This is a genomic window from Corallococcus sp. CA053C (genome assembly GCF_003611675.1).
Lineage (GTDB): Bacteria > Myxococcota > Myxococcia > Myxococcales > Myxococcaceae > Corallococcus.
In genome coordinates this window covers 1-8,840 of sequence record NZ_RAWA01000410.1, presented here as the reverse complement: position 1 = coordinate 8,840, position 8,840 = coordinate 1, and the positions used below count along the sequence as shown (strand labels likewise).

The 8,840-nt window shown below is 68.7% G+C and carries 8 protein-coding genes; all 8 read left to right on the top strand.

The genetic code is table 11. The features are described from left to right. Positions 1-309 precede the first annotated feature (309 nt). The 8 genes from D7V97_RS35470 (at position 310) to D7V97_RS35435 (ending at position 8,603) form a co-directional block, all read left to right on the top strand. The gene (locus D7V97_RS35470; protein WP_147445109.1) at positions 310-2,181 is read left to right on the top strand and encodes a putative metal-binding motif-containing protein; all 1,872 of its coding nucleotides are present in this window, start codon (positions 310-312) and stop codon (positions 2,179-2,181) included. Further along, the gene (locus D7V97_RS35465) at positions 2,181-2,879 is read left to right on the top strand and encodes an ATP-binding cassette domain-containing protein (protein WP_120615048.1); all 699 of its coding nucleotides are present in this window, start codon (positions 2,181-2,183) and stop codon (positions 2,877-2,879) included. Before D7V97_RS35470 ends, D7V97_RS35465 begins: the two co-directional genes overlap by 1 nt. A 19-nt stretch (positions 2,880-2,898) precedes the next feature. Continuing rightward, positions 2,899-3,678 carry an ABC transporter permease gene (locus tag D7V97_RS35460; protein ID WP_233583428.1) on the top strand — a complete coding sequence of 260 codons (780 nt, stop codon included), beginning with the start codon at positions 2,899-2,901 and terminating at the stop codon, positions 3,676-3,678. Further along, positions 3,675-4,421 (top strand): ABC transporter permease, encoded by a 747-nt coding sequence (locus D7V97_RS35455; protein ID WP_120615047.1) that lies wholly within the window; start codon positions 3,675-3,677, stop codon positions 4,419-4,421. Before D7V97_RS35460 ends, D7V97_RS35455 begins: the two co-directional genes overlap by 4 nt. Further along, the gene (locus tag D7V97_RS35450) at positions 4,418-5,161 is read left to right on the top strand and encodes an ATP-binding cassette domain-containing protein (RefSeq protein ID WP_120615046.1); all 744 of its coding nucleotides are present in this window, start codon (positions 4,418-4,420) and stop codon (positions 5,159-5,161) included. Before D7V97_RS35455 ends, D7V97_RS35450 begins: the two co-directional genes overlap by 4 nt. Next, complete coding sequence (locus D7V97_RS35445) at positions 5,154-6,164, top strand: MlaD family protein (protein WP_120615045.1); 1,011 nt, start codon at positions 5,154-5,156, stop codon at positions 6,162-6,164. Before D7V97_RS35450 ends, D7V97_RS35445 begins: the two co-directional genes overlap by 8 nt. A gap of 573 nt (positions 6,165-6,737) precedes the next feature. Beyond that, positions 6,738-7,232: a hypothetical protein gene (locus tag D7V97_RS35440; protein WP_120615044.1), complete on the top strand. Its 495-nt coding sequence runs from the start codon at positions 6,738-6,740 to the stop codon at positions 7,230-7,232. A 354-nt stretch (positions 7,233-7,586) separates the two neighbouring features. Further along, positions 7,587-8,603 carry an alcohol dehydrogenase gene (locus D7V97_RS35435; RefSeq protein ID WP_120615043.1) on the top strand — a complete coding sequence of 339 codons (1,017 nt, stop codon included), beginning with the start codon at positions 7,587-7,589 and terminating at the stop codon, positions 8,601-8,603. Positions 8,604-8,840 lie beyond the last annotated feature (237 nt).

The following is an 8,840-nucleotide window of genomic DNA, read 5'->3' as shown; positions in this document are numbered from 1 at the left end:
CGGCCGGAGTCGGCGGCGTCTGGGCGGGCGCGTCCGGGGCCAGCACGCAGAGGCAGGCTCCCAGGGGCGCGGCGAGGAGGGCACGGCGGACGGTGGGCATAAGGCTTGGGTGGACGGGCCAGTGTTGAATGGTCAGCGGCCCCTATACACGGAAGCCGTCAGCAGGTGGATGACCGTGGGGTACCTGCCTGGACGATGCCTCCCAGGGCGGTCTAAGGGTGACGGAAGGAAATCTCCCTGGTTCAACTGCTGACGGTGAAGGTGGCCGTCCCACTCCGGGTGCAGGACGCGCCCGAGAATGCGTGTCCGATGCGTTTATTCCTGGTCGGTGTGCTCTGCGTGGCGTGGGCGGGCTGCTCCAAGGGCGATGACCTGAAGGCCGGAGCACTCAGCGTCAAGGTGGCCTTCTCCGGCTTCCGTCCCGGCTGTGTGCAGGTGAGGGTCACGGACCAGGAAGACGCGACCCGCCAGACGTCGACGCCGGTGCGGGTGCCCCCGAACCAGCGTGAAGGCACGCTGTCGGTGGCGGTGTTCCGGCAGGCGGGGTGGAGCCGCAACGTGCTTGTGAGCGCGTGGGCGCAGGAGCTCGACTGCGAGGGCGCGAAGGTGGCGGAGTCCGGGGATGCGCCGGTGAGCATCCCGGAAGAAGGCGCGTCCCCGCCCGTGAACCTGTCTCTGAACGCGACTGACTTCGATGACGACGGCTACGTCAGCCAGGTGAACGGCGGCACGGACTGCGACGACAGGAACCTGGAGACGACCGTCACGCGGACCTGGTTCCAGGACACGGACACCGACGGCTACGGGGCCGCGCCCGTCATGGCATGCGTGCAGCCGCCCCGGACAGCGACGCGCAGCGGGGACTGCAAGGACGATGATGCGCGGGTCCATCCGGAACAGGGCGAGTTCCGCTGTGATGACCTGGATGACAACTGCGATGGGCAGAAGGACGAGTCGCTCAACCTGGGCAGCGAGTGCTCCGACGCCTTCGCCTGCAAGGGCACGAGGGCCTGCGACCCGACGGATGCCGGATTCGCGTGCACCGGCCGTCCCGCCCCTACGGCCTGGTTCGTGGATGAGGACGGCGACGGGGATGGGACCGTGGGGAAGGACGGCGGCGTGACCTGCCTGCCGCGACCCAGTGGCACGTCGGCCTTCGCGACGGACTGCGATGAGAGCTCGCGCTTCCGGTCGGGCAACCTCGCGGAGGTCTGCGACCGGATGGACAATGACTGTGATGGCACGGCCGATGACAACCTGGCGTCGTGCGATCTGACCTGGCAGAAGCCTCCCACCGGCAGTGGGGCCCAACCCAAGTGGAGCGCCATCGCGACCCTGGGACAGGAGCGGGCCTGGCTCGCGGGGCCAAACTCCAAGGTGGCCGAGCTGCTGGAAGATGGGACCCTGAGGCCCGTGACCTGCGACGGCGACTGGAAGGCGGCCTGGGTGAGCGCCTCCGGTGAGGTCTTCCTGGCGGGCGCGGCAGGAAGGCTGGCCCGGGCGCTTCCCACCGCGACGGACTGCACGTTGACGGACCTGGGAAACGGCCAGTCGTTCAACGGCATCGTGGGCTTCGACGCCACCGACGGAGGCACTCCGACCCTCTACAGCGCCACAAGCAACGGGCGCATCTACCGCTGGGCGCCGCCGGCACTCCCGGAGGAGGTGGCGGCCCCAGGCGTCAACCTGAAGGCCATCCATGGCTCGACGGACCCGACCACGCTGATCGCGGTGGGACGCGACGATGTCGCGGGGATTGGGCTCGGGCCGAGTGCATACCGGTTCAACCCGGATGGCGGCGCCTGGCTGAACGAGCAACTGCCCAGCGTGGACAACAGTGTCTATCTCTGGGGAGTCCACGTCGTGGACAGCCATTACGCCTATGCGGTGGGTGACAAGGGGGTGGCACTCCAGCGGATCAACGGGCAGTGGAGCAAGATTCCCGATGTGCCCGTGGGCGGCGTCAACACGAGCCTCCAGGACGTCCTGGCCTTCGGCCCGACCGCGGTCTACGTCGCCACGACGGACGGCAGCATCCTGTTCTACAACGGGGTGGGTTGGAGCACGGCCTACCCGGCCCCCGCCGCCAGCCCCCCCGCCCTGCGAGCACTGGATGGACGGACGCCGACGCGAATTGGCGCGGCGGGTGACGAGGGCACGACCGTCTTCTTCAAGCGCTGATGGAACTGCGCGCCGAAAGCCTCACGATCCGGCACGGTCCCAGGACCGTGCTGGAGTCCACGGACTGCCTCGTCCCTCCAGGGACGCAGGCCCTGGTGCTGGGGCGTTCAGGCTCCGGCAAGACGACGCTGTTGAAGGCGCTCGCGGGCCTCTTGCTCCCTTCCCTGGGCCGGGTGACGTGGGACGGGCAGGACGTCGCGAAGCTCACGGCGCCGGAGCGACGCAGGCTGCAAGCGGCCTTCGGTTTCGTGTTCCAGACGGACGCGCTGTTCGACTCCCTGACCGTGCGCCAGAACGTGATGCAGCCGCTGCTGCGCAGGCACGTGCCGGAACCCGAGGCGCGCGAGCGCACGGACGCGGTGCTGCGCTCGGTCGGCCTCGCGGACGCGGCGGACACCCTGCCCGAGCGGCTGTCCGGAGGCATGAAGAAGCGCGCCGGGCTCGCGAGGGCGCTGGCGGCGAGGCCCGCGGTGCTGCTCGCGGATGATCCGTTCGCGGGCCTGGATCCGGGCACGGCGAGGCAGGTGGCGCGGGTGCTCCTGGACGTGGCGGGCACGGGGACGCTGCTCGTGGCGGCGCCGGAAGCGCCCATGGACCTCCCCCTGCCCCGCTGGTTGTACCTGCGCGGAGGCAGACTGGTGCACGATGGCGCCCCGGCGCCGGAACTCGAACAGGCGCCGGATGAGGCCCTCGCATGAGCATCCCCTGGCGGCACCCGTGAGCACCGCCGCCCTCGCCTGGCTGGGACGCTCGGCGATGAGCGCGGTGGGCGGAGTCGGTGCGCTGACCCTGGTCGCGGGGCGGACGGTGTGGGGCCTGCGGCGGCTGGAGCGGCGCGAATTGGCGCGGGCGCTGGTGCAGTTCGGCTACGGCTCGCTGCCCCTGGCGCTGGCGACGGCGGCGCTCGCGGGCGTCATCGTGGTGGTGCAGGCGGGGCTCTACATCCAGCGCTTCGGCGCGCGAGCGTTCCTGGGCTGGGCCGCGGGCTACGGGGTGCTGTGGGAGTTCGGTCCGCTGCTGCTGGGGCTGATCATGTCGGCGCGGATTGGAGCGCGGAACGCGGCGGAGCTGGCCCTGCTGAAGGTGGGCGGGCAGATCGAAGGTCTGCGAGGCATCGGGTTGGATCCCTTCGCGCTCCTGGTGGCGCCCCGCGTGGTGGCGATGGAGGTGAGCATGCTGGCGCTGAGCACGTTCACCTTCGTGGTGGCCATCCTCTGCGAAGCGGTGGCGGCGAAGCTCACGTTGGACCTGCCGCTGCGGGTGTTCTTCGGGACGTTCGCGGCCATGCTGAGCCCCTTCGACATCCTGGGGGGCGTGGTGAAGACGGGGGCCTTCGGGCTGGCCATCTCGCTCATCTCCACGTCGGTGGGGCTGCGGGCCAAGGGCGGAGCGCGAGCCGTCGGAGAGGCCGCGGCGAGCGCGGTGGTGCTGGGCTGCGCGGCCATCTTCCTCCTGGACTTCCTGCTGACGACGCTGCTGTCCAGGTGGATGGCATGAGCGGCGTGCTGTCCTTCTTCGGGGCGCCGGTGGTGATGCTGGCGCGCACCGTGCGGGCGAGCACCCGGGAGGGAGTCCCCTGGCGTGAAACCGTGGCGCAGGTGCACGCGCTGGGGGGGCGCAGCGTGTGGCTGGTGATGTCCGGCATGGCCTTCTTCGGCGCGGTGCTGGTGACGATCGCCAACGAGCAGGCGAAGAAGCTGATCGGCAACGTGGCGGTGCTGGGCCCGGCGTACTTCGAGATGCTGGTGCGCGAACTGGGCCCGGCGGTGTCGGCCCTGCTGACGGCGGCGCGAGCGGGCGCGAGCCACTCGGCGGAGCTGTCCACGATGAGCGTGAACGAGCAGATGGAGGCGCTGGAGATGTCCGCGGGAGACCCCTACGCGGATCTCGTTGCACCCCGGGTGCTCGCGGGAGTGGTGGGCGTGCCGCTCCTGTGCACGTTGGGAACGGTGGCGGCGACGCTGTCCGCGGCGGGTGTGGCGAGCTGGGTGTTCGACATCGACGGCCGGGCGTTCATGGACGCGAGGTACGTGGACGGCTGGGACCTGCTGGTGGCGGCGCTGAAGGCAGTGGGCTGCGGGCTCTACATCCCGCTCGCGGCGGCGGTGGCGGGGCTCAAGGCGAGAGGCGGCGCCGAAGCGGTGGGTCAGGCGACGACGGAAGGCGTGGTCGCGGCGAGTCTCGGGTGTCTGTTGATTGACCTGACGGTGTCGCTTGCGTTCCAGTTCGTGCGCCTGTGAAGGACACCGGACCGGACACGCTGCGCTTCGAGGACGTGGCCATTGCCTTCGAGCAGGGCCGCCGCGTGTTGGACGGCCTGAGCGCGGAGGTGTCCACGCGCGAGCTGACGTTCATCGCGGGGGCGAGCGGCTCCGGCAAGAGCGTGCTGTGCCGGCTGGCGGTGGGCTTGCTGAGGCCCGAAGCGGGCACGGTGACGCTGTTCGGAGAGCGGGTGGACACGCAGCCAGAACGAGCGCTGGTGGCGGTCCGCCGCCGCGCCCCGTACCTGGTGCAGGGGCCCGCGCTGCTGGACTGGAGGACCCTGCGGGAGAACGTGCGCCTCGCGGATCCGACCGCCCCGGACGAAGCGGTGGCGACGGCGCTGGAGCAGGTGGGCCTGAAGGAGTGGGCGGACCGTCTGCCGCCGGAGCTGGGGCCGGGAGCGAAGAAGCGGGCGGCCATCGCGAGGGCGCTGGTGCTCAAGCCACGCTACCTGCTCTTGGACGAGCCGACGACGGGGCTGGACCGGAGGGCGGCGATGCAGGTGGAGGCGGTGCTGGCATCGCTGAAGCAGCAGGGATTGGGAGCGCTGGTGGTGTCACACGACTACCGGCAGTTGAGAGAGATTGCGGACCGCGTGTTGGTGGTGGCGAAGGGACGCTGTGCCTTCCTGGGGACACCGGAGGGCTTCCTGAAGTCCCCTGCCCCGGAGCTGCGGACCCTGACGGCGCCGTTCATGGAGGCGGAGACGGATGGATGAGCAACGGCTGGAGTTGAAGGTGGGAGCGCTGGTGCTCGCGTCGGTGGTGGGCGTGCTGGTGTTGCTGTGGTTGATGGGAGAGCTGACGCTGGGCCGGGGCTCCAAGCTGGCGGTGGACTTCGCGCACACGGGCAACGTGGTGCAGGGTGCCCCGGTGAAGCTGGGAGGCGTGCAGGTGGGCAAGGTGGATGCCATCCACCTGCTGCCGGAGCGCAGGGACGCGAAGGGAATCCCCCTGCCCGTCCGCATGGACCTGTCGGTCGAACCCGCGGCCCGGGGTGCGCTGCGTAGGGATGCGCGGGTGACGGTGGGGACGGTGGGCCTGCTGGGTGAGCCGTATCTGGAGCTGAACCCAGGCAACGCGGAAGCCGCCCTGCCGGAGTCCGAGGCGCTGCGAGGCGTGGACGCGCCACGCCTGGACCTGTTGTCGGAGCAGCTCACCAAGTTCGTGACGCTGCTGTCGGAGATGTTGGAGCGAGACCCGGAGGCAGTGACGAACCTGGCGGTCAATGTCTCGCGTCTGGCGAAGACGCTGGATGAGGTGCTGAGTGAGAACAAGGGCGACGTGAAGGTGCTGGCCTCGGAGCTGGCGGCGGCGTCCAAGGACTTGAGGCAGCTCGCGCAGTTGGCCAAGGAATCGCTCCAGCCCGGAGGCAAGGGCGCCCGCCTCCTGGATGACGCGTCGGCCGTGGCGGCCGTGATGCGAAAGGACCTGCCGGGCCTGACGAAGTCCGCCGGAACGACCCTGGAGGGACTGGCGGCGGTGACCGGCCCGCTGACGGCGGAGGACGGGCAGCAGGTGAAGGTGGCCCTCCAGAGGTTCACTGCGGCGGCAGGCCAGCTGGAGCAGATTGCCGCGAAGGCGGACCGGGTCCTGGGAAGGCTGGACGCGGGAGAAGGCACGGGAGGCGCACTGCTCAAGGACCCGGCGCTCTACGACGAGCTGCGCACCCTGGTCACGGACCTGCGCAAGCATCCGTGGAAGGTGCTCTGGAAGGACTGAGATTGTCACGACCTGGCCTCCATCCGACAATTCTCCGTATAGCCAGAAATATAGACATACACCATGTCCGGAGGGTGAGGCAATTATGCGGGATCCAATCGCCGCGAGACCAGCCCGAGAGCACCTCGCCTCGCTCCTGGCGGCCGCAGCACTACTGCTTTCCTTCGGTTGCACTTCCGCCAACGCTCATAGAACAGCCCGGACGACGTTTGCCTTGGCGCAAGCTGCGTGCAACCCAAGCGACTCTACTATTTCCTGTTGCCTCAAGAGACATCCGTACAACCCCGAGAGTTGCGGAACTGAAGCGCCTGTAAAATCGCCTCAACCTCCCATCCTCCTCCCTCCGCCGGGGGCTACGGACCCCGCAAGCGCAGAAGAGTTACCAACACCAGCAGAGAGAGAACGCTGGCGATCAGAAATATGCGAGCCACACTACGACAAATGCGTAGACAATGGGGGCGGAACAAAGCCCGGTCGCGTCCACAATGAGACGCAATGTAAAGCCTGTTACGAATACTGCACGCGCAGAGGTTTTTGGCCCAGCTCTGCCAACGGGAAAAGGTGTCCAGGAGGATGAGAAACCGCCAGTCGCAGAAAACAGAACGCGAGCCCATTGGCGCACTGGAGAGCGGTAGGCTTCATCTCTCTTTGTCAAAGGCGACCTTCGCGGAGTTCGAGCGCACATTTCTGGAACACCAGCGATCATGGCTGCGCAAGGCCAAGACGCCGAAAGAGCAGCTTGTCATCAAGCGAAGGACGGCCGAAGACATTCTGCTGGGCGCTTACGGACGCGAGTGCACCTGGGCTGAATTCAGCCGCGCGTTGCGTCGCACTGAAAAGCTGGGCTACGACAATCCAGGAAGGCGAGCGCACATCGCGTGCTTATTTGCATTGACTGTCAAGCAGTTTCCCAGCCAGTCCGAGAGGGCGCGGCGGAAGCTGGATGAAGCAGAGAGGCACCTGCTCTTTCTGCGTAAAGCCCACCCCGTGCGGAAGGAAAACTTAAAAGACATTCAACGAATCCGGCGGATGGCGGGCTGGGAGACAAGTGTCCCACGGGCGCGCTAGGCGTTTGCCGCTCCTGCGCAGAGCGGAGACTCCACGAACTCAAAGCGACGTGGAGCCCACTGCGCCCACGTGGGGCTGTTCACGTCGATGCGGGGCGCCTTGCGTGCCTCCCACCCGCCGCGCGCGGGCTCCGCGTCGGTCAGCGCGTCATACAGGCACACCGCCAGCGAGTAGAGGCCATCCTCTGGCTCCAGTCACAAGCACGCGCTTCGCGGCGTCCCTCGGATGGATGACCGTCGTTGCATCGTAACAACCAGGCCCTGCCCTCCCTGTCTGCCCACCGGCCCGGCGTCCTCCCACACTCCTTGTGCGCCCGCACTGCGTCATCCCCATCCCTCCCTCCAAGGAGATGCCATGGCCAGGAAGATGAAGGCGGTGCAGGTGCCGAGGGCGGGCGGTCCGCTCGAGACGGTCGAGCGCGAGGTCCCCGAGCCCGGGCCGGGACAGGTCCGGATCGCGGTGGAGGCGTGTGGCGTCTGTCACAGCGATTCCATCACCCAGGAAGGCTGGCTGCCCATCCAGTACCCCCGCGTGCCGGGCCACGAGGTGGTGGGCCGCATCGACCGGGCAGGCCCTGGCGTCACGGCGTGGAAGGAAGGCCAGCACGTCGGCGTGGGCTGGCACGGAGGCCATTGCGGCCAGTGTGTCGCGTGCCGCAGCGGCGACTTCGTCACCTGTGAGAAACAGCAGATCTGCGGCATCAGCTACGACGGTGGCTATGCGGAGTACCTGATCGCGCCCCAGGAGGCGCTGGCCCGCGTCCCGGAGGGAATGAGCTCCGAGGAGGCCGCTCCCCTGCTCTGCGCGGGCGTCACCACGTACAACTCGCTGCGCAACATGGGGGCGCGGCCGGGGGACCTGGTGGCGGTGCAAGGCATTGGCGGATTGGGCCACCTGGCCATCCAGTACGCCCACACGTTCGGCTACCGCACCGTCGCCATCTCGCGCGGAGCGGACAAGCGGCACCTGGCGCTCGAACTGGGCGCGCAGGAGTACATCGACACGCAGAAGGGCTCCGCGGCCGAGGCGCTCCAGAAGCTCGGTGGCGCGCGCGTCATCATGATGACCGCCTCGAGCAGCAGCCTCGCGGGCGATCTGATCGGGGGACTGGGGCGCAACGGCACCCTCCTGCTGCTGGGCGCGGGCGCGGAGCCCATCCCCGCCAGCGGCCTGACCATGATCAGCAAGCGCACGCGCATCCAGGGCTGGCCCAGTGGCGTGCCCCAGGACTCGCAAGAGACCATGGAGTTCAGTGCGCTCGCGGGGGTGCGCTCGCGCAACGAGGTGTACCCCCTGGACCGCGCGGCGGAGGCCTACGAGCGGATGATGAGCAACAAGGCCCGGTTCCGGGTCGTGCTCAAGATGCGCTGAGGCGCGGAGGCTCGAAGGCTCGGAGGAGGACTCGCGCTTGCCGGGGAACGGCGGGGGTGGGAATGCTTGCGCATGTCCCCTTCCCGTCCGCTGCTCCGCCTCGCGGTGCTGTCCCTCGCCCTGGCCCTCCCGGCCCCTTCCCGGGCCGAGGAGGCCCTCCCGTCCGCGCGTGAGCGCGAAACCGCGCTGCTCGTGGGGAGCGTGCTGGGCGCAACGCCCTGTATCTTATACACATCT

Bases quoted from the DNA above. Each gene is read 5' to 3' on its own strand.
- D7V97_RS35470 (WP_147445109.1), top strand. From the start codon at position 310: ATGCGTTTATTCCTGGTCGGTGTGCTCTGCGTGGCGTGGGCGGGCTGC.
- D7V97_RS35465 (WP_120615048.1), top strand. From the start codon at position 2,181: ATGGAACTGCGCGCCGAAAGCCTCACGATCCGGCACGGTCCCAGGACC.
- D7V97_RS35455 (WP_120615047.1), top strand. From the start codon at position 3,675: ATGAGCGGCGTGCTGTCCTTCTTCGGGGCGCCGGTGGTGATGCTGGCG.
- D7V97_RS35445 (WP_120615045.1), top strand. From the start codon at position 5,154: ATGGATGAGCAACGGCTGGAGTTGAAGGTGGGAGCGCTGGTGCTCGCG.
- D7V97_RS35440 (WP_120615044.1), top strand. From the start codon at position 6,738: ATGAGAAACCGCCAGTCGCAGAAAACAGAACGCGAGCCCATTGGCGCA.
- D7V97_RS35435 (WP_120615043.1), top strand. From the start codon at position 7,587: ATGGCCAGGAAGATGAAGGCGGTGCAGGTGCCGAGGGCGGGCGGTCCG.